We start from the raw sequence: 25,652 nt of genomic DNA on the forward strand, positions 1-25,652 counted from the left end.
GTTCCTCGGGATGACAAAAATGCGGGTATTAATTCTGAAAAATCTTTTTTAAGTAAGCCACATTTGCCCCGTAATTTGCTTTTACATTATGTACTTGTGTTACGTCACGGGAACGTTCTACAATTAACCAGCCACTCCATTTCATTTCGTCGAGTGCATTTTTAATTTTTGGCATATCGATCGCAGTGTCATTTTCTAACCAGACTTTATCTGTATTCGAAGCATGAATTTGCCCTAAATACTTTTTACCTAAAATCTTTAATTCTGAAACGATATCTCTTCCGTTATCCACCGCATTTGCAAAATTGAACGAACTTTTAATATATTTTGAACCAATTTCTTCCAATAGCTTTTTCTCTTCGGTGGCGTTCAATGAAGTTTCAATTGCGATAATTCCGCCTATTTTGCCCACTTGTTTTCCTGCCCATTTTAATCTTTCGATTATTACAGGGCGCAATTCCGGATTTTTAACCAAATCACTTTCTGTTCCCAGAGGTAAATAAGCCACTTTTACTTTCATGTCTTTCATTGCTTTTACACAATCATCAATCATAGGTACGATAGTTTCTCTTTTTGCAAAAGACTGCGCATAAAATCCGGACATGGCGATAGAACTGATTCCCACGTTCAATTCTTTTGATTTATCAAGAAATTTTTGTCTCTCAGCGGGATCTCCTAATTTACTGTCAAAAGTAGGTCTGTTCCCTAAACCTCCCATATCAAGTTCTATTCCGTCAGCTTTTATTTCTGCTGCTAATCCAAAAGAGCCTAATTTTTGTCTTTTTAAGATCATCCAGTCGCAAACCGCAACTTTATATTGCTGCTTTTTATTAGACGACTGAGCTGTTGCACAACTATTGAAGACTCCTGCCAAAACAACTATGAAAAGTATAGCCGTTAATTTTATAAAAATTTTATTGCTCATTGTTGTGTGTGTTTTTTAGCCACAAATTGCACAAATTTTCACGAATTAATATTAAAAAAATTAGTGTAAATTCGTGAAATTCGTGGCAAACTTTTCTTATTCTTCTTCAGCTTTTACAGCCGTTACGACTTTATTTTCGTCCCCTGGCCAGATTCCGTTTTTGATTGGGAGTGTTTTTAATTTACTTGGATCGATTTTCACATATTTCAGTTTTTCCCTTCTCCACGTGTAAACGATATGTACCATTCCGTCAGAACTCTGAATCATGGATGGATAAGAATATTGGCTAATTTTTGAATCCTCTAAAACTAATGCTGCATTCCAGTGAATTCCATCTTTGGAAACTGAAACATTCAAAGGTGTTCTTGGGCCTTTTGCCTCTGTTCCCGGAGGAAGAACATGGTTGTAAACCAATAAATGTCTTCCGTCTTTTAGAGTTACGGCATCAGTTCCTGAGTTATTATTTGGCAAACCGATCAATTCTACATCTGACCAGGTTTTTCCGTTGTCTTTAGAAAATGTACTAAAAATAGCTCTGTTTCTCGTTCTTCCAATTGCCTGAATACGGCCATCTTTGTGGAATAAAATACTAGGCTGGATTGCGTTTATTTTCTGTTTTCCTCTTGGTAACGTGTCGCCCATGATCCATGTTTTTCCAAAATCAGGCGTGCTTTCCATTCGAAGTCTCCACCCGTCGCCTTCGATACTTGACGGACATAATAAAGTTCCGTTGCTTAATAAAACCGGCTTATTTTTGATTGGCCCTAAGAAACCATCAGGCATTTTTTGTGCCTCAGACCATGTTTTTCCGTTATCAGATGAAGTTCTGATTACGCCCCACCATTCAGATGGTTTAGGTCCTATTTTATAGAAAAGCATTAAGTCTCCACCCGGAATTTGATACAAAACCGGATTCCATGTTGGTAATCTCGGGCCTTCTTTCATTACTCCATCAGCAACTTTAGTGGCTTCGTTCCATTTATCACTTCCTTTTGGTTTGATGCTTACATAGATGCAAACGTCAGGGTGTCTTTCGTGAGTTCCGCCAAACCAGGATGAAACTAAATCTCCATTTGAAGCTTCGACAATCGTAACAGCGTGGCAAGAAGGATATGGTGCTTTATCATAAATAAATTCATCAACTAAAATACCTTCTTTCCAGGTCTTATTCTGTAAAGTAGGTTTACAGCTCACAAAAAGCAAAACCCCAAATAAGACAAATGTTAACTTTATTACCTTCATTCTTAATTTTATTATGAATTAAAATTTTTGATTTTAAATGCATTCCTAATAATTTTTAATGCAAAATTATTTATTAAGTGTAAAAATAACACTAAAAAACTAAAGATGTATCCTGTACTATCCCGAATTATTTAAAATTAACGTTTAACACGTATCGCATAAGAACCTGAGGGCAATGTCAAGACTTGTTTATTGTTTTCTGTTTGATAAGATATTTCTGTTTGATTGAGCTTTTTATCATTCAAAACTATATCTGAAGCATTTGTAGCTGGTAAATATACTTTTGCAACAGTATTGGCAGGAATGGTAATAATCCATTGCAAATTATTTTTAGATTTTTTCCAATTGCTTTTTATAGTTCCATAAATAGATTCATATGAAGCATTTACAAAAGTTAGTCCCGTTTCGAAATCAGGTTTCATAATGATTTCCTTAAAACCCGGAGTTTCAGGATTACTTTTGATTCCGGCAATATTTTCATAATACCAAATCAGCAAATCGCCTAATAACATAACATGGTTTTGAGAATTCATTTTAGGATCGGCGGTATTTCCGTTCCATAATTCCCAAATTGTTGTCGCACCATTTTTAGCCATATAACCCCAACTTGGGTAAGTATCATTTGATGCCAGTTTATAGCTCAGATCCGGTCGGCCGTATTCAGATAATGTTCGCATCAAAAACTGCGTTCCTATAACTCCCGTGCTTATATGACCTTTGTACGTTACTTCGACTTCGTGTATAATCGCATCAAATACTTTAGCTTCCAGATTTTCAGGAACCATCCCAAATGCCAGCGGAAGCAAATTTGCCGTTACCGTATTGTTTGCATAATTATTTTTTCCTGCATTGAAAAACTTTGCATTAAAAGCCATTTTTATCCTTCCGGAAAGTGAATCATAATATTTTATATCCTCAGGGTTTGTTCCATTTATAGTGGCAAATTTTTTCATTTTTTGCAGTAAATGGTAATAAAATGCACTGGCAATTAATTCTCCATTGGTAGTTCTTGCCGAATCTTTAGAGTGAATTAATTCCAGTGATTCCGGCGGAACGCACCAATCACCATATTTGTCTTTGGTCATTAAATCCTTAACCAAATAATTCTGTTCCATATAAACCACCCATTTTTTCATGGACGGATAATGTTTTTCAATCACTTTTTTATCGCCAAATTGCTGATATAGCATATCTGCAACGGTAATATAAGTTCCCGGCCAAGTCACATTATCTCCGTAATAGCGCCAGAAAGCCGGTGCAACATCCGGAATTCCGCCATCTGCTGTTTGAGCATTTTTAATATCATCCAGCCATTTGGCATACAAAGTCTGATTATCAAATAAAAAGCTTTCTCCATATGCACCCGTCGTGCGATCGCCTAACCACGGCTGACGTTCATTACGCTGCGGACAATCGATTGGCATTCCTTTATAATTGCCTCTGATCCCCCAATATGCATTCTTAAAAATCTGGTTCATCGTGGCATCAGATGATTCAAAAGTTCCAATGGTTTTAATATCGTCATAAACCACTTTTCCAACAAAATTATCTACAGTAGGTTTGGCAGTATATCCTGAAACTTCTACAAATCTAAATCCGTGAAATATAAAAGTAGGTTCCCAAATTTCTTCACCTTCGCCTTTTAAAGTATAAACATCAGTGGTTCTGGCATCGCGCAAATTTTCGATATATAATGATCCGTCTGCTTGCAATGATTCGGCAAATTTCAAGGTTATTTTCTCCCCGCTTTTTCCTTTTACTTTCAATTGTAACCAGCCTACCATATTCTGTCCCATATCCAGAATATAGGTTCCTTTAGGCGTTTGTTTGATAGAAATAGGTTTTACTTCGCCCATAATTTTCATATTCGGCGTCATTTGCGCTTCATAAAAACCTCCCGGTTCCTGAACATATTCAGCAGCCAACCACTTTTTATCATCAAAATTGATCATATTCCAATTTTTCATTTCCTTACGGGCATCATATTCTTCCCCATCATATTCATTGTTCGATAAAATAGGCCCGTTTGTAGTGATTTTCCAGGTATCATCTGTTCTAATGATTTCTTTACTTCCATCTGTATATTCTACAAACAGCTGTAAAGCCATTTTTGGGTAACCAAAAGTTTTAATTTTATAGGGTTTATAATCCTGACGCATGGTAAAAAAACGTCCGTTTCCTAAAATTGTTCCCAGCATATTTTTACCTTCCTTAAGTTCAGAAGTCACATCAAAAACATTGTATTTTACGTTCTTGGTGTAATCTGTAGGAACAGGCGCCAAAACCTGATCGCCAATTTTATTTCCGTTAATGTATAACTCGTACAAACCCATGCCCATGATATAAACCTTAGCATTTTTGATTTGCTTTTTTAAGTTGATTTCTTTTCGAAGATATCTGGCAGACAATTTAGAATACTGAGAAATACTGTCTCCTGCCGAAGCTTTTTCATACCCAATCCATCGAGTCGATTTCCAATCGGCATAATTCAGGATTCCCATACTAAAATGAGACTCATTTCCAGATTTAATCTCTCCTTTATTGGTGTAAACAATCACTTTCCAAAACGCGTTTTGACGATTTTCCAGTCGTTTTCCTTTATAAATAATATGTACGGATTCATTACTTTCAACTTTCCCGCTATTCCATAAATCTGCTTTATCCAAGTTCAGATTCTCTAAAGTCGAAGCCACAATAATCTGATATCCCGTTTGCCTTACATCATTAATATCCGATTGGATCTGCCAGCTTAATCTTGGCTGAACCACATCAATTCCTTCAGGATTGTTTAGCATTTCGCATTGCAGGTTTGTAATACTTATTTTATTCTGGGCTTTCGCCGAAAATGAAATCAAGGTTATGATGATGAATGTTGTATGTAAAAAAAACTTTTTCATGAGTTGTGTTTATTATTTTTTCATTTTTGTCACCAGCCCAGTTTGTCATCCCGAGGAACGAGGGATCGCACACGCAGCTTGACAAAGATTGTCGATTTAGTTTGCGGAGTTTCTTGTGTGATCCTTCCTCCGTCAGGATGACAAACTATCCGAGATGAAAAACTGGTCGCCCAATCTTTACTCAGAAACCAATCTCTCCAATTTCTCAGAAACTGCAATTTCTTTTCCGTTTTTAAAGATCCTGAAACCTTTTCCTTTATGGTATTTTTCTCCGGTTTTATCCCAAAGAATCGCAATAATATTGCCGTGATACAACACGTTATCCAAGCAAAACCAATTCCATTTATCTTGTGGAATCAGCGGGTTTACTTCAATCTTTTCATCAGCTCTTGGTCTCAAACCCACTAATCCCGTAATCATCAGATCATTAAAAGTGGAATGATTATAATAACGGCTTCGTTCTCTGTCGCCCATTAACCAATATCCTGTTGTTTCATCCAGATATTCTCCCAAATAGGGTTTTCCTCTGTAATATTGTGATTGCACATACAAATCCATTTGTTTGAAATAATCTGTTTTTGCAACGAAATTCTGGTCGTAATTATTGAGCACATTTGCCAATGCAGTCAATGTCTGTGAACTTGCAAATGGCCAAATTGCACCATCCCATTCACAAGTTCCTGTTCCGTGTGTTCTAAAACGCGGACTTCTGCGTTCAGCAGTTGTTAACCCAAACGGAGCCGAGAAACCTTTTTCATCCTTAATTTGTTCCCACGCTTTTTCGAAACCCTTGTCTTTTTGAGGCAGATTAAAATACCACGGAATAAAACCTATTGCTTCACGAACTTGTGCTAAAGTATCTTTTTCTGTAAACGTTTCAAAGAATTCACTTTTGGGGTTCCATAATTTTGTTTCTACCAATTTTTGCAAAGTATCAGCTTTTGCTTCAAAATAATTTTCCTGACTTGTATCGCCTTTTATTTTTGCGATATTAGCCAAAGCTTTTGCATTTCCAAACATATAACTGTTAATTGTTGGGCGCGCATTTCTAAATTTTCTTGCACCGCTTAGCGATTCTTCCATTCCGTCCTTTACATCAAACTGCCAGAACAACCCATCTTTTCGTTTTCTATCGCCTTCCCAGGCTGCATATTCTGCAATGAGATCCGGATACATATCCAATAAAAATTTATCATCTTTATTCACCAGATAACGATTGTACAAAGCGTCCGCTGTCCAACTGCTAAAGGTTCTGAGCTTTTTCATTGGCTTGCCGTCATTTCCCCTAAACCATAAATGAACATCCTGCTCTATATATTCCGGATTGTGAATCCATCTGAACTCGTTGATATGATGTCCCAAAGCACAACTGATCATATTGTATTTGTCAGCATAAGAACGGTCTACCAAAAACTCCGTAATCGCATAACCCTGAGGTGTTTTTTTGATATGTTTTCTCGCACTCCACCATCTGAAATAATAAATCTCCTCAAAATTCTGCTGCGGACATTCAAACAACGGAATATTCTTTTCCATCCATGCCCATGCACTATCATTCGGGATCGCAAATTTTAAATTCTCATCTTCCATCGTATTGAAATAATCAACATAATGCTTGAAGTTTTTTTCCTTTAAAATAGCCGATTTCCCCTGATTTGATTGACCTGAACCTGATTTGCAACTTACGTTTAAAGTTGAAATCAAGATTATAAAAACGATTATTTTGTATTTAAAATGGTGTAACATGTTATAATTATTTTAAAAATTCTTTGGACGTGTCCCTGCGGGTCGTGCTGTACGTTCCCGCTTTTTTTTGTCCGGCAGAAAAAGCCTCTCAAAAAAAGAGCTCCACTTCCATCACTCACGCAAGAGGCCAATCTGTGTTTTCATCTCCTAACAGGTCTAATTGCATTGATCTTAATTCCCATAAAAAGTATACGTCTGCCCTGCTTTCATTGCAACATCATATTCATTATATTTTGGCAGCACAACTTTCTTCAAATTTGCTTTATCTGATATGATTGGTTTCTTTACTTCAACATCATAAAACAGCGAATTTGTATTTTTTCCTTTTGCTTTTTTTATTGAAATTCCTTTATCCGCTTTTAAACTGTTTTCTAATTTCAATCGACAGTTTCCTCCCAGTTTAGAATAAATTCTTAAAGTAGAAATTTTATTGTTTTTCCAGCTCATATCAATTACAAAACCTCCTCTTGCCACCAGACCTTTTATGCTTCCGTCTTTCCAGACACTTGGTAAAGCAGGTAATAAATGAATTGCATCTTCCTGGCTTTGCATCAGCATTTCGGCAATTCCGGCGGTGCATCCAAAATTTCCGTCAATCTGAAACGGTTGGTGTGCATCAAGCATATTCGGATATGTTCCGCCTCCTTTTCTTTGTTCTGCGGTAACTAAATGCAACTGGTCTTGTAATAATTTATAAGCATGGTCACCATCTAACAAGCGTGCCCATAAATTGACTTTCCACCCCATAGACCAGCCCGTAGATTCATCTCCTCTGTAGTTTAATGAGTTCTTGGCTGCTTCAAACAATTCAGGGTTTTTTATTGGCGAAATCTGAATACTTGGAAACAAGCCATACAAATGAGAAACGTGTCTGTGTTTGTCTTCAGGATTGTCCCAATCGTCCTGCCATTCCTGTAACTGACTGTGTTTTCCCACTTTCATGGGAGGCATTTTAGCTAAAGCTTCACTTATTCTTTTACTGTAAGCTTCATCCGGCGAAACAATTTTTGAAGCTTTAATTACATTCGTAAAAAGATCGAAAACCAGTTGATTATCCATCGTTGTTCCGGAAGCAATTGTTGCTTTCCCGGTTCCTCCGGCATGTGTATTTTCAGGTGAACTTGAAGGAACTACAACCAGATAGCCTGTATTAGGATCTATAACCATAAAATCCAAAAAGAAATCAGCAGCGCCTTTTATCACCGGATAAATCTCTTTTAAATAATTTTTATTACCGGTATATAAATATCTTTCCCATAAATCCTGACTTACCCACGCGCCTCCTGTAGGCCACATTCCGGATGCGGCATAATCTACCGGTGCTGTAACACGCCAGATATCAGTATTATGATGCAAAACCCAACCATTTGCATTGTACATCATTTTTGCTGTTTCGGCTCCGGTAACGCTTAACTCTTTTGCCATTTGAATAAATGGTTCATGCATTTCAGAAAGATTGGTTACTTCTGCAGGCCAGTAATTCATCTCGGCATTTATGTTTGTGGTATATTTACTATCCCACGGCGGTGTTACCATGTCGTTCCAGATTCCTTGTAAATTAGCAGGCTGACCACCTGGTTGTGAACTTGAAATTAAAAGATAACGACCAAACTGAAAATATAAACTCGCCAACTGTGGATCGAATTGTTTAGAGAAATCCCTGATTCTTTCGTTTGTTGGTTTTCCAGCCGCTTCATTGGTTCCTAAATCAAAAGAAACCCTATTGAAGAACTTCTGATAATAAGCAATATGATCTTTCTTGATAGTGGCAAAATCTTTTGTTTCGGCTTTAGCCAAATATCCTTTACTTTTTGCAATTTCATCTTCTGTAATATCCTTGTAATTTTTGAAGTTGGTTGCAATCGAAATATAAAGTGTTACTTCATCAGCTTTATCAATGCTGATGATTCCGTTACTTGCCGACACTTCTCCACCTTTATTTTTTGCGGTTAATCTTCCCTGAAATTTGACTTTTCCTTTTACTCCTTCAAAAGTACTTCCAATTCCCGAAAGCAAAATTTGATCACCTTCGGTACCTGAAACGGTTTTATCAAGCGGGCTATTCATAAAAACATTACAAGTTATTTGTCCTGGCTGATTTGCAGAAAGTTTTACTACGATAACCTGATCTGAAAATGAGGTTAAAATTTCTCTTGTAAATTCTATACCATTAACGGTATATTTTACTTTTGCTGTTGCGTTTTCAACATCTAAATCTCGGTAATAGTTCGAGTATTTTTGATGTCCGGGAAATGAGATATAAACACTTCCAAAAGTTTGATACGGCATTCCGTCATTGGTTTGCGACATGATATCCTGCGTAGCCAATTCCTGCGCTTCATCAAACTTTCCGTCAAAAACTAATTGTCGAACAATGGGTAAAGCTTTTATGGATTTGTTGTGCGCATTACTATTTGGAGAACCTGCCCAAATTGTTTCTTCGTTCAATTGCAAACGCTCCACCGCCGGATCCCCAAAAACCATTGCACCTAAACGTCCGTTACCTAAAGGCAAAGCTTCGTTCCAGATTGCAGCAGGTTTATCGTACCAGAGTTTTAATTTGTTGTTAGTTTGCGCTATTGCTGCAAACGAAAAAAGTCCAACACAAATCGCCGTAATTTTAATTTTTAATCTCATGCTTATATTTTTTTTTCGCCACGAATTACTCTAATTTATCTTTGCCTTAATTTTCAAATTTATTTTCTCAATCTTTAAAAATGTGTCAAATCTGCGTGAAAAAATTACTCTCGCAGATTTAGGAGATTATGGAGATAAAAAAATCAATTCGTGCTAATTAGTGAAATTAGTGGCAAACTTTTTTTACTTCTTAACCTCATAAATCTTATTATTCTTCTCTCCAAACATTTCATATAGTTTGTTGATGTCTTTCAATGCATTTTTAGGCAAATTTTCAGCTTTATTCCCAAAGACATATAATTTATCGTAAGGTTCTATTACACAAGTCGATTCGTCTATTTCGCCCTTTTCGTTCTTAACTTTATTCAAATCCAAACCTAAATATTTTGCCATAAATGGATACAATGCCATACGTTTTGAAACTCCAAAATCATGACCTTCTTTAGCAAAATGAGCGTTTTCGACTAAATCTTTTTTTCCGTACAATTCATAAGTTCTCTGGATAAAAGGAAATTCTAATTCCGGAACTGCTAATGTCCAGTCTTTTCCGTCTGAGACAATCAATTGCGGTTTTGGCGCCATCATAGCAGAGATTTCCGCATTATTGGTTCCGTTTCCGCAAAGGTGAATTCCGCGCCCGCTTTCGCACGGACAACCGCCAGAGAAATGAGATGAAACCATTACAACCGGAGCCGAAACCGTGATTCTATCATCCAAAGCTGCCAAAAACATAGTGTGAGATCCGCCGCCGGAACCTCCGGTAACGCCAACTCTCGAAATATCGGCATATTTAGTCGTTGCCAAATAATCCAATAATCGAATTCCGCTTAAAACCTGAACTGTCGAAGCAATACTGTTTCTGTGTGTTTCTTCCGGAAACTGCAGCAACGATTCTCCCCACGCAAACAAATCATAACTGACAACGATTGCACCCATTTTTGCCATAATAGCACAACGATATTGTTCGTCTTTTCTATATCTTCCGTCGCCAAAATGTCCGTCCGGTGTTAAGATTATTGGCGCTTTTTTGTTTAAAGGATAAGGTTTGTAAATCGATCCCGTAGCATAAACTCCAGGTAAAATTTCTAAACCTATATTTTCAATACTGTAATCTTTGTAGATTCTTTTTGGCGTTAAAATAGGTTTCGATTTTGGCATTGGCGGTGCTTTCTCTAAACCAAAAGACGTTATCATACACGCTTTAATTTCTTTTTTACGTGCTTCCCATTCTGCTGTATTCGAATATAAAGTCGTTAAATATTGTAAACGTTCTTTTCCTTTATCAACAGAAACTTTATGATTTTCATATTTTCTAATGATATAAGTTCCATCAGGCTGTTTAAAATACATCAGCTCAAACGGCGCCAGGATATTCGTTAACGAAATGGCCAGATTTCCCGGTTCAATTCTCCAATCGGCATAATCCAGTTCTTTTCCTTTCAATAAACCTCTGTCGTCATTGATCGTAACATGAAAAGCTGTTTCGATCTTTTTTAAGGTTTCTGAAACGGGTTTTCTGAAATTTTCGTCAGAAGTTATTTGTGCATTTGAAATTGTCAATGCAAAAAGTGAGATTACTATTGTAAGTATGTTTTTTATTTTCATAATTTTTAAATGTATAAACTAAAATTGAACGCTGATGACGCGGATTTACTTCGTAAAAACGCGGATAAAAATGGATTTTTAATTTGTTTTTATTTTTTGAATTGCATCCAGCTAAAGCTGAAGGAAAAATAATTTGACTTTATAATTAGACTTTAGCCGAAATTAATATTTGGCTAAAGCCTTGTGACTTTTATACTTTTAAATCTCCAGCTAAAGCTGGAGCCTATTCAATTTTATATTAATTTAAAAATCCGTTTTGATCCGCGTCTTCGCTTTAGCGAATCCGTATCATCCGCGTTCTATATTTTACATTCTATTGTATATTTTCCTGATCCTAATATTAAATTTTGTGTTATTTTTCCATTCACTTTTATTTCTGAATCTTTAGCAATTGGTAATTTTATTGTTGCTGATGTATTCGCGGGAATTTCTACTTTTAAGATTAATTTTCCATCTTTCTTTTCCCATTCAGAAACGATTTTTCCGTAAATAGATTGATACGTTGCTTTTACAAAAGTCATATCGCCCACAATTTCCGGCTGAATATAAAAATGCCTGAATCCCGGATTTTGATCGTCAGGGACAATTCCGGCTAAACTTTGGTAAAACCATTCTTCAATTTGTCCCATCATAAAATGATTCCATGAGTTTCCTTTTCTGGGATCCCATTGTTCCGTTAAAGTCGTCAGGCCAAATTTTATCTGAAAACCATAACCCGGAGCATCATAATGGTTGTTCATTTTATACATCATTTCGTTTTCGCCATTTCGCGCCAATGCCTGAAATAAATAACGATTCCCTACATCGCCTGTGCTTAATCTGTCTCCTTTTGCTTTTATATCTTTCAGTAAATTATCCATAACCGCAGCTTTATATTGCGGTTCTACAATATCCATAAAAACCGGAACAGCATTACTAAACTGACTGCCAGTACCATATTGTTTGGTTTCCGAATTAAAAAATTCCTTATTAAAAGCATTTTTTATATCTGAAGTCAGGGTTTCATATTTAGAGATATCAGCTGTTTTGTTCAACAACTTTGCTGCTTTTGCTACCAAATTCGCTCCATAAAAATAATGAGAAGTTGCTGAAAGTGCAATTGGACTATTTTTAGAATATCCCGCTGCATGTGTTCCATAATCATACCAATCGCCCAATCCGTGTGAAACGATATGATTTGTTGCTTTTGTGCCTAAATAATCCACATATTTTTTCATCACCGGATAATATTTTTCGATTAATGAAGCATCTCCATAATATTCATAATACATCCATGGCAAAATAACGCCCGTTACGCCCCATTCAGGAGAATCTGTAAAATCACCGCCAAAAACCACATACTCAGGAACTATTGTAGGAATCAGACCATTTTCTCTTTGCGAATCAGAGATATTTTGCATTACTGCAGGAATAAAACTTTCCAAATTATAATTGAACATTAATCCGGGACCGTTTAGATGAATTTCTTCTAACCAGCCTAATTTTTCACGTTGTGGACAATCGGTAAAAACACTCTGAAAATTACTTTTTATAGCGTTGTTAATCAGTTCGTGTGTTCTGTTGAAAATTTCATTAGAAGATGTAAAAGTTCCTGCTTCTCCTGCAGAATTATAAATGAAATTAGATTTTAAATCTACCAATGTTGGCAGGTTTTCGTCTTTCGTTTCTTTATAATTAATATTCTCGATCTGAACATATTGAAAACCATAATAACTAAATTTTGGCTGCCATTCTTCTACACCTTCTCCTTTTAAGGTATAATCATAATAATACGGTTTTCCGGATCTTCCCTGACCAATGGTTCCGTCATCATTTAAACCTTCGCCAACCCAAACCCGAACAGTCTGGCCTTTCTTTCCTTTTACTTTTATGGTGGTAAATCCCGAAAGATTTTGCCCCATATTAAAAACATAAAAATGAGGTTTAAGTTCTTTTGCAGAAGCAACATTATATTGTTTCTGAATTGTAATTGGTGGCGCAGTCTGAGCTTTCAGAGTTCCTTTTGGCGCTTCCTGAATAACAATCTTCGGCCAAGCCGAATCATTAAAGCCAGGTTTGTTCCACCCTTTTTGTTCTAAATTGGCATTATAATCTTCTCCGCCAAAAATGCTGTTATATATAATAGGACTTTTAGTGTATTTCCAGGTTTCATCAGATTTTATAATCTCCTCAGAACCGTCTTTATAAACGACTTTCATCTTAAAAAATAAAGTTGGCGGACCAAAACTTACGTAGAATTTTGAATAGCGTTCTGCAAGTGTATTATACATACCGTTTCCTAAAAGTACGCCAATTACATTTTCACCTTTTTGTAATTCCTTACCGTTTAGTTCGTAGGTATTATAATTAACTGTTTTATCATAATCTGTCCATAGAGGCGCAAATTCACTGTTTCCTGTTTTATTGCCGTTAATCGTTAATTCATAATGTCCTAATCCTGAAATATAAACTACGGCTTCCTTGATTTCTTTTGTAATTGTAAAAGGTTTTCGAAGCATAATACTTCTTCGGGACAATGAATCTGACGCATTAATTAAGGCTTCTTTTTTCTCTTTTTTGAAAGTTGCTGTATGGTAATTTCTTCCTTCAGGCAAATGGCTATTCGCTTTTGTAATCGCTCCAATCCAGATTGGGTTTAAAGCAGATTCTAAAGGTGCAATTCTAAAAAAAGCCACATTACTCCACTTAGAAACTTTATTTTTTTGATCCCATATTTTTACTTTCCAGAAGTATTTGGTTTCTGTTTTTAGTGGGCTTCCGCCGAAAATAATTTGTAGATTTTTATCAGACTTTACTTTTTTACTATCCCAGATATCCGCTTCGTTTTTCTTTAGTTTTTCTTCAGATGATGCTATTAAAATTTGATATGCGGTTTGGGAAATGTTATTTTCTTTAGAAATTAACTGCCAGCTTAATCTGGGTTGATTCTGAACAACTGCCAACGGATTTTTGGTCATTTCTGTCGTTAAATGCGTAGCAGAAATTTGTCCATTCGAAATGAAAGTTGCCAGAAGACAGATTAGGAATAATATGTTTTTTAAATTTTTCATTTCTTTATGTTGAAATTGGAACGCGGATGACACGGATTTACTTCGTAAAGACGCGGATAAAAACAGATTTTTTTTCTTCACTCTGTTGAATTAAGTATTTAAAAACCCGTGTAAATCTGCGTCTTCGCTTTAGCGAATCCGCGTCATCTGTGCTCTATTTTTATAGCTTTTTAGTAATCAACGACTGAATATTAAATACCGCTTCCGGGATTAATTTTCCGGTTTGAGGCAGATCGTCATAATCATCTGTGTCCGGCGCCGTATCCGGATTTGGCGAATATCTTTGTTCGCCTGTACGGAACATAATTCGCTCAAAACCATCTACGGGAGCATAAAATATCCTGGTTGATTCTTTTTCGTCATTTACTTTTATGGTGTACGAACGTGTTTTAACGTTTAATTTCAATGTTACTTTATATTCTTTTCCGGCTTCGTATTTTGCAATAGTATTAGAACGGGCGCCAGTCTTTGTTTTTAATTGTCCGTCTGAGTCAAAAGTTAGTCTGACAGCCGGTAATCCTTGTTTATTTTGAAATTCAACCTGTAATAAACCGTGATTGTTTTGTTCCGGTTTAACGGTAAAAGTAACTTCCATTTTTTCTGCAAACGGAACAACACGTTCTGCACGTGAATAATCAAAATAATCCTGATCCCTTAAAGTCAGCCATTTTTTACCGTCATTTTTCTTTTCTATTTTGGTAGAAGCCCAGGACAAATCATATGTATTCCATAATTTTAATTCTTGTTCGTCAGGCAGATTATTAAAAATATCATTTACATCTTCACTAACGGTACTTACAACGGGAACAGGAATCGATGCGACCCAAATATCTTCTTTGTTTACACTGTAGCTTACCCAAAGTTTTCCATCAGGAGGTATTCCGTCACCTTCTGAAATTCCGCGCACATATTGTGGTCCGGCAGATTTGTAATTTCCACCATAACGCATTGGACTAATTTCACCGTGAACTAATAGCAAGTCTTTGTAATTCAATCCATCATCACTTGTTGAAATAGCCAAAGGCCAACGATATTCTGACGGATTATAAACGGTTGCATATCGGTTATCAGATGTTTTTTGTCCCCAGATTTTTGCGTTACTATTTACAAAACCGGGAGCACGAACCGGCATATATTGCCATGATTTTCCGCCATCTTTGCTTATCGATGTTAAAGCATGTTTCCATAAACCTACTACGTCTCCGTTTGGTAAATGATAAGAACTTAATGCTTTATAGGGCTTTTTAAGCGGAATTAATTCATCATCGCGATCAGCTTCTTCAACCCATTGTTGTAATACCAACGGATCTGAAAGGATTTCTTCGCATGCTTTTTTTAATCCTTTGTCTTTTGCCTGCGTATAAAAAGGAAAAACCGACTTTGATTTGTCCCATGTTTTATTGTATCTGATAAAATAAATTTCACCAAAGCTTCCGTCTTTTTTTATTTCACGAATCACACGCCCAATTCCTTTTCCGTCATTTGGATCGTCTTTTTCATCCATCGCAATTCCGTAATACGCCAAAGCAAATAATCGTTTGTCTTTTGAAGTATAAAATCCCATTCTTTGGTGCATAATCGCATCCAGATTTTTGGCAACACCTTCTACACCTTCTTTCTTCCATCCGTCAGGAATGTGATAAATAGGAAAAATTACTTTTGGCATTTTCCATGTCACACCATCTTTTGAAGTCATAATCAATGTTTGACTTGGCGGAATATGTTCTCCTGCAGGATCACTCAGGTATTGAAGATAAAAAGTATCATTAAAATACGCCATTGTGGGTTGGTGGTTGTATGTCCAGCCAAAACCATCTGCTTTTTCAGGATGTTCACGACTTGCACGCATAATTTGTGTTGCATGAACACCAACTGCCGGACTTAACTGACCATGATGATAATCGACATTTGAAAGTGTTTTACCAACATAACGCACGGTATCATTCTGTGCGTTTACAGCACTACAAGTCAATAGAATTGCTGTTGTGGTTATGATATTGGTTTTTATGTTTTGTAAAGTAATCATTGTTTTTATTTTTTGTTTCACGCAGATTTAAAAAGATTTTAGCTGATGGACGCAGATAATTTTAAAAAAACTAATCTCCTTCTATTTGATACAAACTAAAATTAAAATGTGTTATATCTGTTTTAATCAATTTAAATCTGCTTGAAAAAAAAATACTCTCGCAGATCTAGCAGATTAGGCAGATTTTTTATTTGTTTCTTTTTATTAATCCTTTTAAAACCTCTTCTGATATTGTAGTGATCGTTCCGTGTTTGTGTCCTTCCGGAAGACTTATTTTTGAGGAAACATCCTCAAAATGTACAAAATCTGATGTGCTTAAAGCTTTGTAATTTTTTGAACCGTAATTGTCATAATACAACAGCCAATTTTTGCCCACTTTTACCACCGTTGGTCCTTCTGATAAATATTCTGTCAATGGCTCTGAACTTTTATTGAATGGTCCTAAAGGTGATTTGCCAAAAGCTACTTTTATGTTGCGCATGGGTCTTGTATTATCCTTTAAAACCAAAACATAATCTTTCTTGCCTTTTTTTACAATCACACAATCTATGACGCTGAAACCCGGTTCATAATATAATTTGGCTTCAGAGAATGTTTTAAAATCTTTTGTAGTTACATAATACATTCTGTGATTATTTTTCTCTTCTTCTACTCCTTTTTCAAATCGAAACGGAATTGTTGAAGCCCAGATAATAATGTATTCTTTTTTTACATCGTCATAAAAAATTTCCGGGGCCCAAACATTTACAACATCGGGTTCGTTTTTCATAACGGGAATATATTCTTGTTTTGACCAATGCATCAAATCTTTAGAACTCGCATATCCAAAACCGTTTCCACCCTTCCAATCTGTTGTCCAAACCATGTGATAGGTATTGTCTTCGCCTTTTGCAATAGAGGGATCGCGCATGATTTTGCTAGCGCCAATTTCAGGTTTCAAAAATGATCCTTCAAGCCCTTTCCAGTTATAACCGTCTTCGCTATAGGCCAGATACAAACCTTCGGTCGCAGGTTCTCTAAACGACGTAAAAAGGTAAATCTCTTTCTTTTTCTGCGAATAATTAATCGCAAAAACAAAAAGTGCTATGATGATGAATATTTTTTTCATATTGAATTCCGTTTAGTCTTTTTGGTCAAAGTTTTAAAGTTTGACAAAGATGTCACATCCGTTTTTTATTCTGTAATGGCTTTTTTATCCAGATCTTTTCCTTTTTTAACTGTTGTTGTTACGTTGTTAAAAACATTATTTTTCAGAAAAATATTCTTTGTTTCTTTTCCATCGGCTTCGATAAAAATATCAGTCGCATTAAACGGAAAGTTATTATTAATCATCATATTCGAAACGTTCTCCAACTTAATTACCGGAATTCCTTTTACCGGTGTTGAAGAACCTATATTGTCTAAAATAATATTTTTAGAATCTGATATTTTAAAAGAAGAACCTATTGAGGCATTTACTTTTACATCATGAAATTCAACATCTGTTGCTGTGTTTACAGTAAAACCTTCTTTACCATCCATATTGATATTAGAGAAAGTAATGTTTTGAATTGGCATTTCTGTGATTCCCAGAATTTGTCCTGCTTTGTTAACATTCGAACCCGTAATATTACTCATATGAATATTTCTGAAAACAGGGGTTTTTTCAGTTACGGGTTCTACTTTGGTGTCTTTATCATAAAAAAGACTCAATACAATTGCTTCTTCCTTAATGTTTTTCATTACAATATTATCCACACGAATATCTTCTACCACACCGCCACGACCGCGAGCTGCTTTTATACGGATTCCGCGATCTGTTCCGTCAAAAACACAGTTTGAAATGGTCACTTTTTTGATTCCGCCAGACATTTCACTTCCAATTACAACTCCGCCATGACCGCTTAACATTGTACAATTGGTAATTGTGACATTCTCTGTTGGTCTTGCATATTTACGACCGTCTTCATCTCTGCCGGATTTGATTGTAATACAATCATCGCCAACACTAATATGACAATTAGAAATGTGAACATTTTTACATGACGAAGGATTAATTCCGTCTGTGTTTGGTGAATGCGGATTAAAAATTGTGATTCCTGTTATAGTAACATTATCACAAAACTCAGGATTAATGGTCCAGAATGGAGAGTTTTGAAAAGTAACACCTTCGATCAAAATATTTTTACAACCATATGCCTGAAAAAAAGAAGGTCTGAAAAACTTTTTATCAATCGTTCTTTTATAATAATCAGAATATATGATTCCCTGATTTTGTTCGTCCCACATTTTTTGATATTTCGTTAGCGGAATTGGTCCTTTTGCGGTTTCGATTCGGTATACTTCATTCCACCATGCTTTTCCTTGTCCGTCGATTACACCTCTTCCTTTTATGGTAATATTCTCAGCATCTTTTGCATAAAATAATGGTGAAAAAGATTTCATTACCAATCCTTCATAACGCATTTCTACATAAGGCAAATAATCATCAAAGTTGTCTGAAAATTTTAATAATGCCCCTGAATCTAAATGAATCGTAATGTTGCTTTTTAGTTTTAAAGCTCCTGTTAGATATTCTCCGGCAGGAAAAAAAATCGTTCCTCCACCATTTTTAGAAGCTTTTTCTATCGCATTCTGGATAGCTTCGGTACATTTTATTCCTTTGTTATTTCCTCCTTCGTTTAAGATATTCAGCCAGCCATCATTTGCGAAAGCGGTGTTGAATCCTGTTATGAAACAGAGTATGATTATGATGTTTTTCATTGTTGTTGTTTTTTATTTTGTCATCCTGACGGAGGAAGGATCACACTAGAAACTCGACAAAGATTGGCGATTCAGTTTGCGGAGTTTCTAGTGCGATTCCTCGTTCCTCGGAATGACAAGATTGCGATTAGACCTTATAGTTTTAAAAACCTGTAAGTTCTTTCGTTGTTTATTACTTCGACCTTAAAATTAAAACCCAGTCATTTCCATCTTTTTTATCTCCTGATGGCTGAAATTCTTTAGTACCTTTATTTTCAATTATTCCAATTTTTGTCTCTTTTCCGTTTCTTGGATTGTACCAGCTTGCGGTTACATTGTCACCGGAAATTTTTGCCATGTTTACAGCAATTTTTCTACCAGTATAGGTGTAAATTAGTGCATAATTATTGGCTCTTGTAGCGATTAGATAATCGTATTTTTCTCCTTGATTGGCAATTAAAGATTGATCCGGAACTCTCTCTAAATAAGGAAAATCCAACAATAGTTTTTTAATATACACCATTTGTTTTGCTCCTGATGCATTAATTGCATTTGTCCATAATTCTTTATTTCCGTAAGCCGGTTTATCGCCTTTTCTAAACATTTGCATTACGGCATTATGTCCGTAAGTATATCCTGCTGCTCCTGCAAAAACAGACCAATATCCGTAACGTCTTACATCGTTATCTGTCCATTTTGGTTGTAAAGTATCGTGTAAGCCATGCGGGATTCCTTCGTATGATGGCTCTCCGTCAAGTGTTGGTTTTGTAGGTTTTAAAGTTAAATCTCTCTGAACAAATTTGTAATTGTCTTCTTTAAACGAATTTTTTAAAGTATCCTGATCGTATCTTCTGTGACCGGACTGAAACATATTAAAATCAAGCCACGCTGCATTGTGATAATTCTCAGAGGAATCTGTTCTTCCAAAAGGATGAAATGTTACTAATTGATCCGGATTATTTGTTTTTAAGGTACTTCCTATAGCATTCCAGATGTCCATGAATTCGTTTCCATGTGTATCTCCTCCGTTCAGCCAGATAATATTAGTTCTGTTTTTATATCGATTTGCTAAAAACTTAGCATATTCTGTTGCTTGTTCTTTACTTACTTTATTGCCTTTTGAAACGTTTGTTCCCCAAACCGGAACCATTGCAACGTAGATTCCGTTTTTCTGTGCCACATCTAAAGTATAATCTACGTGGTCCCAATAATCATATTCTTGCGGATTCTTAAAATTATTTCCTGCTGTAATCAATGGTTTAGAAACATCTTCACTAATCAAGGCCATATCACCATAAACATTGGTCACATTCAAGGTATGTAAAACCATAACCTGAACGACGTTGAATCCTTTATCTTTTCTGTCTTTAAAATATTTATCTACGCCAGCTCTGTCTAATTTTCCAAATGTCAGCCAGCCTGTATCTCCTAACCAAAAAAATGGCTTTTCATCTCCGGTTACGAAATAATGCTGGTTTTTTGAAACTTTAAGCTGAGGCAGGTTTTTAGATTGTGAATATCCAATTTGTGCTAATAATAGCAAAAGGCTTATAAAAAATACATTGTAATATTTTGGCTTATGAATCATTTTATTATTATTTGAATTATGTTTTTATGGGCCACGGGTTTAACGGGTTATTTTTTCTCTCGCAGATCTTGCAGATTGAGCAGATTTAATTTTTCATCTGTTCAAATCTGTTTAATTTGTGTCATCTGCGGGCTAATTTTTTTTCACTATAAAAAGTACTTTTTCTTTTATTTCAGCTTGTGGAATTGTTATTTGTTTTCCTCCGCCAATATTTGCTTTCTTCGTTAAAATTCCTGTTGATGTGCTAATTTCATATACTTCGAAAGTTCCTTTGATATTAGAAAGATCAATTGAAATTTCCTGTGCTTTTTTAGTATAAAAAAGATAGCTTTTTCCTTTATTTTCCAGTTTCCAAAGATTATCTGAAAACGTATTGCCGCTAACCAGTTTCATTTCGCTTAAAGCGGAATAAAATACAGGAAGTTCAACTTTTGGAATATTTGGTAAAGAAGCTCCTGCCATCAACGCTGGCCATCCAAATCTTGAAGACCCGTCTGTTGAATATAAAATTACTTTTTCAGGATATTTTTCGCGATATTCCCTAACGGCACGATACACCTGATCGTCAGTTTCTTTTCCTGTTTTTAGTTTTCTGGCGTGTTGTCTTGGAGCCAGATTTACTCCGCCTTGCGGTGCATAAGCAGTTCCGTCTTCTTTATAATACCAGTAACGAATGTCTATTAAGTCAACAGTTTTAATTCTTTTGGCATCGTTTAAAATAGCATCCTGAACATCTTTTGTAGCACTTAAGCCTATGATTCCGTTTTTATGGTTTTCGTCTTTCCATTTTTGGGCTTCATCAAGCCAGAATTCCATAAAATGAAGCGGACCTGTATATTCAGCACTTGTTAACTGAATTACATTGCTGTTTTCCTGAAAATTCTCCAGCGATTTTCTAATGAAACTTTGGTGTAATTTTCTTCTTTCTACATTTGTAATATCATAAAACTGCTCTGCCATAAAAATACGTTTATCTCCAGCATAAGGCGGCGGTTCAGGGAAACCTGTATTGTTTATATTATTTGCAGAACGCCATGGTGAACTTGCCCAATGTGCTCCGGCTTCTAAAATATTATGCTGAAAATATTGCTGATTGATCAATAATTGTCCGTTTGGTTCTGCCAGCTCAGCAAAACGAGCCAGACGGTTCCAATACCAATCGTTGTATTTTGTTAAATCGTATTTGCTTAAATGGTCCCATGCCAAATCTTTTCCGCTTCTGGCAAAAGGCTGTTCGTAAAACGGCGGCCAAACATCATCATCGATACGGCGAACACGTTCATGATCATCCATTCTGCGGTCGTACCACAAACCATAATTATGCTCAAGGGCAACTATATTATTTGCAGTTAAATAATCTACTGTTTCCTCTATTTTATCCGTGAGTCCTACTCCGGTTCTTCCGGGAACAAATCGTGTAATATGAGGAGTTGATTTTTTAACGTCGTTGTCTAAAAGGCTTCCGCGCCACCATGCGACATTGGTTTCTTTTCCGGCGATTAGTTTTCCTTCAAAAGTTAATAATCCGTTTTCGATCTTTACTTTCGAAGTATTTACACTCGATTTATTCTGATCACTAATCTTTAAATCATTGGCATTTTTAAGCCCTGAACTATTCGTGTTTATTGGGTTTGATTGTGAAACTTCTGCAATCCATTCCGGTAAACTTTTTGCGGTTGTAACTGAATTTTTAGTCAATTCTGCTGCAACTTCAATACTTGGACTTGAAGAAGGTTCAGAACCTAAATCGTAAATAAACGGTTGAACAGGAAGTTTTCCTAACCTGTTTTCTAATTGTGCATAAAATAAACTTCTTGGGTTAATGTGCCCATTTACATCTTTCCAATGTCCGTTTCCTGCAAATTGTCCCCAAACTCCAAACGCCCAGTTTTGCGCAGTTTGCGGACTGTAACATTCTATTTTTGATGCTGATGACTCCCAAATTACACTGTTTGCAGCAGTCCATCCTGCACCTCTTCCGTTTTGTTCTCTGTTATTGTAGCTTAACGCTTTTCCGTCGATGTTGGCAATATCAAATAAAACTCCTGTTGCCCAACTTCCAATTGCTCCGCTATTTTCAAAAGGCAAATGCGATTCGCATTGTACAAACACATTTGGTCCTGTGGTTCCAAAACCTCCAACAGCAAAGTCATGATAACCAAACTCTGAATAACAGCGCTGAAAAAGAGTTTGCTGTCCTTCTGTATAAAAAGTATGTCTTCTAAAAGAGGCAATTTCAGAAACGGGTTCTGTTGCGATACAATCTTCAACGGTAATTTGCTGCGAAGTTTTTAGAACTGTAACTGCCCCGCCTGCAAAATGTTTAAAATTAACTTGTTTAACCCAGGCATTTCGGGCATTTTCAATACTTATAGCTTGCCAGCGATGCTGTTCATCTTTTAAATTTGATGCATTATAAGTTGATTTTATCAAAATATTTTCGATTCCTATTTGCTCAATTCTTCCTAACCAGGAATATACAGTTACTTTTGAAGTTCCAAAAACATCATCAAGAGACATCGTTAAGGGTGCATTTAAAGTAACTTCATTTCCGCTTATTTGAGTTACAACTCTATTCCAGGTCATATCCCAATCTCCTTTTTTCCAGCCAATCCAGGAGGTTTCTCCTCCAAAATCCTGCATGTTTAATTCTTTGATAAAATTGTCTGTCAAAGGTTTACTGATTTCTATTTCATCAGAAACTTTTAATTTAGACGTATTTTTTAATTGAATTTTCTGAGTTCCAAGTGGTGTATAAGCCGTATTGAATTCAAATGTATCTTTATAAACTTTATCATCAAGACCTAAAATTCGTACCAGAGCTTCTCGTTCTAATCCTGTTCCCAAAAGAATTGTTCCGGTTTCTGTATTTCCGCTTCCTCTTAAAACAACGCCTGATTTTTTAATATATAAAGTTCCGCTGATTTTAAAAATCCCTTTGTCTAAAAGTACTGCTCCGCGAAAACCAGATTTATCAGGCTTAAGATTACTTACATAATCAATCGCATTCTGTATTTTTTGAGTGGCATCTTGTTCTTGTTTTGGAACAAAAATTTTATTTTCCGGATTCGGAATTGCTTTTTCAGAATTCATATATCCTGCAAAAGAAAAATCAGGAATTTGGTTTCCTAAATTATCAGCCGTAAAAGAAAGTTTCCCTTCTTTTGTTTTGATAATATCCGGGAAATTATTTTGTGCTGTTCCTGTATTAATACTTAAAAGCATCGCAAAAGCAGACAAAATTATTTTATCTTTTTGAAGAGAAATTATATTTTTTAGTTGAGTAAAATTCATTTTACTTTTAGCTTTTTCAAATTTTAGAATATAGAAAATAGAGTACAGAATATAGATCTTTTCAAAGCTAATCTATTTTTTTTTACTGTCTATTTTCTATATTCTTTATTCTATTCTGTAATTTTTACTGCAATAATCCCTTTGATAATTTCGCCAATGTATCCGTATTATTTTCCGGTTTTGTCCAGTCTGTTTTAGATTTTGGATCAATTCCGTTAAAATACTTTTCGATGTTGGTATATCCGTCTCCGTTTGAATCCTTATTTGCATCTGAAGCATCATTTGGATTTAATCCGAATTTTTTCTCCCATGCATCCGGAATTCCGTCATTATCAGAATCTTTATAGGCTTTTCCTTTATAAACAGGATAACCGCCAACTTGGTCCGGATGGGTTATAATTCCTTTTTTATAGGAATCTGCCGGTAATCTTCTTTTGATAAATTCTTTGCCAATTGCGTTTTCCAATCCATCTTTAGCTTCAATTTTTCCTGTACGAACTTGTTTGATAATTCTTTCGTCTACAATATCTCGTTTTGGTAAAGTTGCCCCAACATTATTTAGTACAAATTCATACGCTTCTTCTGCCTTCATGATCGTAATCTTTGGCATAGAAAAAGGTTTTGATTGCTTAATTAGTTCTAAATACGATTTGGTTTCTGCTTCCGGAAGATCTTCTAATTGTACACCGCCGTTCCAGTTATCAACTGTAACTTCAGGAGATCCCTGAATATAATTTCCTGCAACATAAGCTCTTCCGTATGTTTTGGGTGTCATATATCCTGATTCTGGTTTTAAAATCCTGTATCGAATAGGCTGATCTGAAGGTGTAATTGGACCGGGTTTAAAATAATTATTGATGATATTAAACATCGAACGATAATCTCCTCCGTCAAGAGAACGGTTCCACCAATTGAAGATGACATTATTTACAAAATTAAAATCTCCGTACATCCCTATAGAAGCATTTCTGGAAATATTATCTGCCCATAAATTTCTCATGAAAGTACTGTTTAATCCGCCAATAGTACTGCCAAAAGCATGATTGTAAGTATCTAATCCTTCAGATGAAATGGTATTTTGAATGGTAATGTTACATGCAGGCAATTTCTCTAATTTTGATTTGTCATTGGCTTGAAATTGATGTCTGTATAACGAAATATTTTCGTCTAATCCCCAGCTTACAGAGCAATGATCTACAATAATATTCCCTATTGGGTTTCCGCCCAGTGCATCGTCTCTTCTGGTTACTTCTGTTGCTCCTCTGCGAAAACGCATATGCCTGATAATGACGTCATGTGTATCGATTTCTAAAGTTTCTCCTGCAATACAAATTCCGTCACCCGGAGCTGTCTGTCCTGCAATAGTAACGTAAGGCGCACGCATACTGATTCTCTTTTTTAACTGAATAATTCCCGAAACGTTAAATACAATTGTTCTTGCTCCAACAGCTTCACAAGCCTCACGAAAAGTTCCTTTACCGCTGTCTTCTAAACTGGTGACCACAAATATTTTTCCGCCTCTTCCTCCCTGAGTAAATGCTCCTCCGCCTTCGGCACCGGGAAATGCAGGGATATCTGCCCAAACAAAATCTTTTGGATAAGATGCCCAAGGCAAATAAGGTTTTCCTTGTTTTGCTTCGGCCTGAATAATACTATAATTGGAAGTCCAGATTTCGTTTAACCTTTTCTCTTCATCGGCCAATAATGCATCGGCTTTTTCCTGAAGTGGTTTTGGAATTTGAGGATATTGGGCATATGCTGATGAAAAAACAGAACAGAAGGAAAATGCAATTAATGTTCGTTTCAAAATGCTGTGTGTGGAATTATTTTGCATGAGAGTTGATATGTAAAGTTTTATGGTTTTCAGTCGCAGTCTCCGTTTTCAGTCTCCTTATACATTGAAAACTGAAACTGCGACTGA

General features: G+C 35.8%; 13 protein-coding genes. All 13 read right to left on the reverse strand.

Annotated elements, in window-relative coordinates; genetic code table 11:
* Positions 1 to 28: 28 nt before the first annotated feature.
* A complete protein-coding gene (locus RC62_RS10820; RefSeq protein WP_055095237.1) occupies positions 29 to 925 on the reverse strand; it encodes a sugar phosphate isomerase/epimerase family protein in 897 nt (298 codons plus the stop codon).
* Positions 926 to 1,021: 96 nt separating this feature from the next.
* Positions 1,022 to 2,167 (reverse strand): sialidase family protein, encoded by a 1,146-nt coding sequence (locus tag RC62_RS10825; RefSeq protein WP_055095238.1) that lies wholly within the window; start codon positions 2,165 to 2,167, stop codon positions 1,022 to 1,024.
* Positions 2,168 to 2,304: 137 nt separating this feature from the next.
* A complete protein-coding gene (locus tag RC62_RS10830; protein ID WP_055095239.1) occupies positions 2,305 to 5,064 on the reverse strand; it encodes a glycoside hydrolase family 78 protein in 2,760 nt (919 codons plus the stop codon).
* A 177-nt stretch (positions 5,065 to 5,241) separates the two neighbouring features.
* The gene (locus RC62_RS10835; RefSeq protein ID WP_055095240.1) at positions 5,242 to 6,810 is read right to left on the reverse strand and encodes an MGH1-like glycoside hydrolase domain-containing protein; all 1,569 of its coding nucleotides are present in this window, start codon (positions 6,808 to 6,810) and stop codon (positions 5,242 to 5,244) included.
* A 171-nt stretch (positions 6,811 to 6,981) separates the two neighbouring features.
* Positions 6,982 to 9,447, reverse strand: a complete 2,466-nt coding sequence (locus RC62_RS10840; RefSeq protein WP_082421273.1) for a glycosyl hydrolase family 95 catalytic domain-containing protein — start codon at positions 9,445 to 9,447, stop codon at positions 6,982 to 6,984.
* Positions 9,448 to 9,630: 183 nt separating this feature from the next.
* Positions 9,631 to 11,052: an alpha/beta hydrolase family protein gene (locus RC62_RS10845; RefSeq protein ID WP_245176814.1), complete on the reverse strand. Its 1,422-nt coding sequence runs from the start codon at positions 11,050 to 11,052 to the stop codon at positions 9,631 to 9,633.
* Positions 11,053 to 11,351: 299 nt separating this feature from the next.
* Positions 11,352 to 14,102: a glycoside hydrolase family 78 protein gene (locus RC62_RS10850; RefSeq protein ID WP_055095242.1), complete on the reverse strand. Its 2,751-nt coding sequence runs from the start codon at positions 14,100 to 14,102 to the stop codon at positions 11,352 to 11,354.
* Between the two features lie 160 nt (positions 14,103 to 14,262).
* The gene (locus RC62_RS10855; protein WP_055095243.1) at positions 14,263 to 16,128 is read right to left on the reverse strand and encodes an exo-alpha-sialidase; all 1,866 of its coding nucleotides are present in this window, start codon (positions 16,126 to 16,128) and stop codon (positions 14,263 to 14,265) included.
* A gap of 187 nt (positions 16,129 to 16,315) precedes the next feature.
* On the reverse strand, positions 16,316 to 17,236 hold the full coding sequence (locus tag RC62_RS10860) for a glycoside hydrolase family 43 protein (protein ID WP_055095244.1): 921 nt from the start codon (positions 17,234 to 17,236) through the stop codon (positions 16,316 to 16,318).
* Positions 17,237 to 17,301: 65 nt separating this feature from the next.
* Positions 17,302 to 18,870, reverse strand: a complete 1,569-nt coding sequence (locus tag RC62_RS10865) for a glycoside hydrolase family 28 protein (protein WP_055095245.1) — start codon at positions 18,868 to 18,870, stop codon at positions 17,302 to 17,304.
* 172 nt (positions 18,871 to 19,042) lie between these two features.
* Positions 19,043 to 20,437, reverse strand: a complete 1,395-nt coding sequence (locus RC62_RS10870; RefSeq protein WP_055095246.1) for a glycoside hydrolase family 140 protein — start codon at positions 20,435 to 20,437, stop codon at positions 19,043 to 19,045.
* 132 nt (positions 20,438 to 20,569) lie between these two features.
* A complete protein-coding gene (locus RC62_RS10875) occupies positions 20,570 to 23,731 on the reverse strand; it encodes a DUF6298 domain-containing protein (RefSeq protein ID WP_055095247.1) in 3,162 nt (1,053 codons plus the stop codon).
* A 124-nt stretch (positions 23,732 to 23,855) separates the two neighbouring features.
* On the reverse strand, positions 23,856 to 25,565 hold the full coding sequence (locus RC62_RS10880; protein ID WP_055095248.1) for a hypothetical protein: 1,710 nt from the start codon (positions 25,563 to 25,565) through the stop codon (positions 23,856 to 23,858).
* Positions 25,566 to 25,652 lie beyond the last annotated feature (87 nt).

This window comes from Flavobacterium aquidurense (assembly GCF_001404985.1).
Taxonomy (GTDB): domain Bacteria; phylum Bacteroidota; class Bacteroidia; order Flavobacteriales; family Flavobacteriaceae; genus Flavobacterium; species Flavobacterium aquidurense_B.

Bases quoted from the DNA above. Each gene is read 5' to 3' on its own strand.
- RC62_RS10820 (WP_055095237.1), bottom strand. From the start codon at position 925: ATGAGCAATAAAATTTTTATAAAATTAACGGCTATACTTTTCATAGTT.
- RC62_RS10825 (WP_055095238.1), bottom strand. From the start codon at position 2,167: ATGAAGGTAATAAAGTTAACATTTGTCTTATTTGGGGTTTTGCTTTTT.
- RC62_RS10830 (WP_055095239.1), bottom strand. From the start codon at position 5,064: ATGAAAAAGTTTTTTTTACATACAACATTCATCATCATAACCTTGATT.
- RC62_RS10835 (WP_055095240.1), bottom strand. From the start codon at position 6,810: ATGTTACACCATTTTAAATACAAAATAATCGTTTTTATAATCTTGATT.
- RC62_RS10840 (WP_082421273.1), bottom strand. From the start codon at position 9,447: ATGAGATTAAAAATTAAAATTACGGCGATTTGTGTTGGACTTTTTTCG.
- RC62_RS10845 (WP_245176814.1), bottom strand. From the start codon at position 11,052: ATGAAAATAAAAAACATACTTACAATAGTAATCTCACTTTTTGCATTG.
- RC62_RS10850 (WP_055095242.1), bottom strand. From the start codon at position 14,102: ATGAAAAATTTAAAAAACATATTATTCCTAATCTGTCTTCTGGCAACT.
- RC62_RS10855 (WP_055095243.1), bottom strand. From the start codon at position 16,128: ATGATTACTTTACAAAACATAAAAACCAATATCATAACCACAACAGCA.
- RC62_RS10860 (WP_055095244.1), bottom strand. From the start codon at position 17,236: ATGAAAAAAATATTCATCATCATAGCACTTTTTGTTTTTGCGATTAAT.
- RC62_RS10865 (WP_055095245.1), bottom strand. From the start codon at position 18,870: ATGAAAAACATCATAATCATACTCTGTTTCATAACAGGATTCAACACC.
- RC62_RS10870 (WP_055095246.1), bottom strand. From the start codon at position 20,437: ATGATTCATAAGCCAAAATATTACAATGTATTTTTTATAAGCCTTTTG.
- RC62_RS10875 (WP_055095247.1), bottom strand. From the start codon at position 23,731: ATGAATTTTACTCAACTAAAAAATATAATTTCTCTTCAAAAAGATAAA.
- RC62_RS10880 (WP_055095248.1), bottom strand. From the start codon at position 25,565: ATGCAAAATAATTCCACACACAGCATTTTGAAACGAACATTAATTGCA.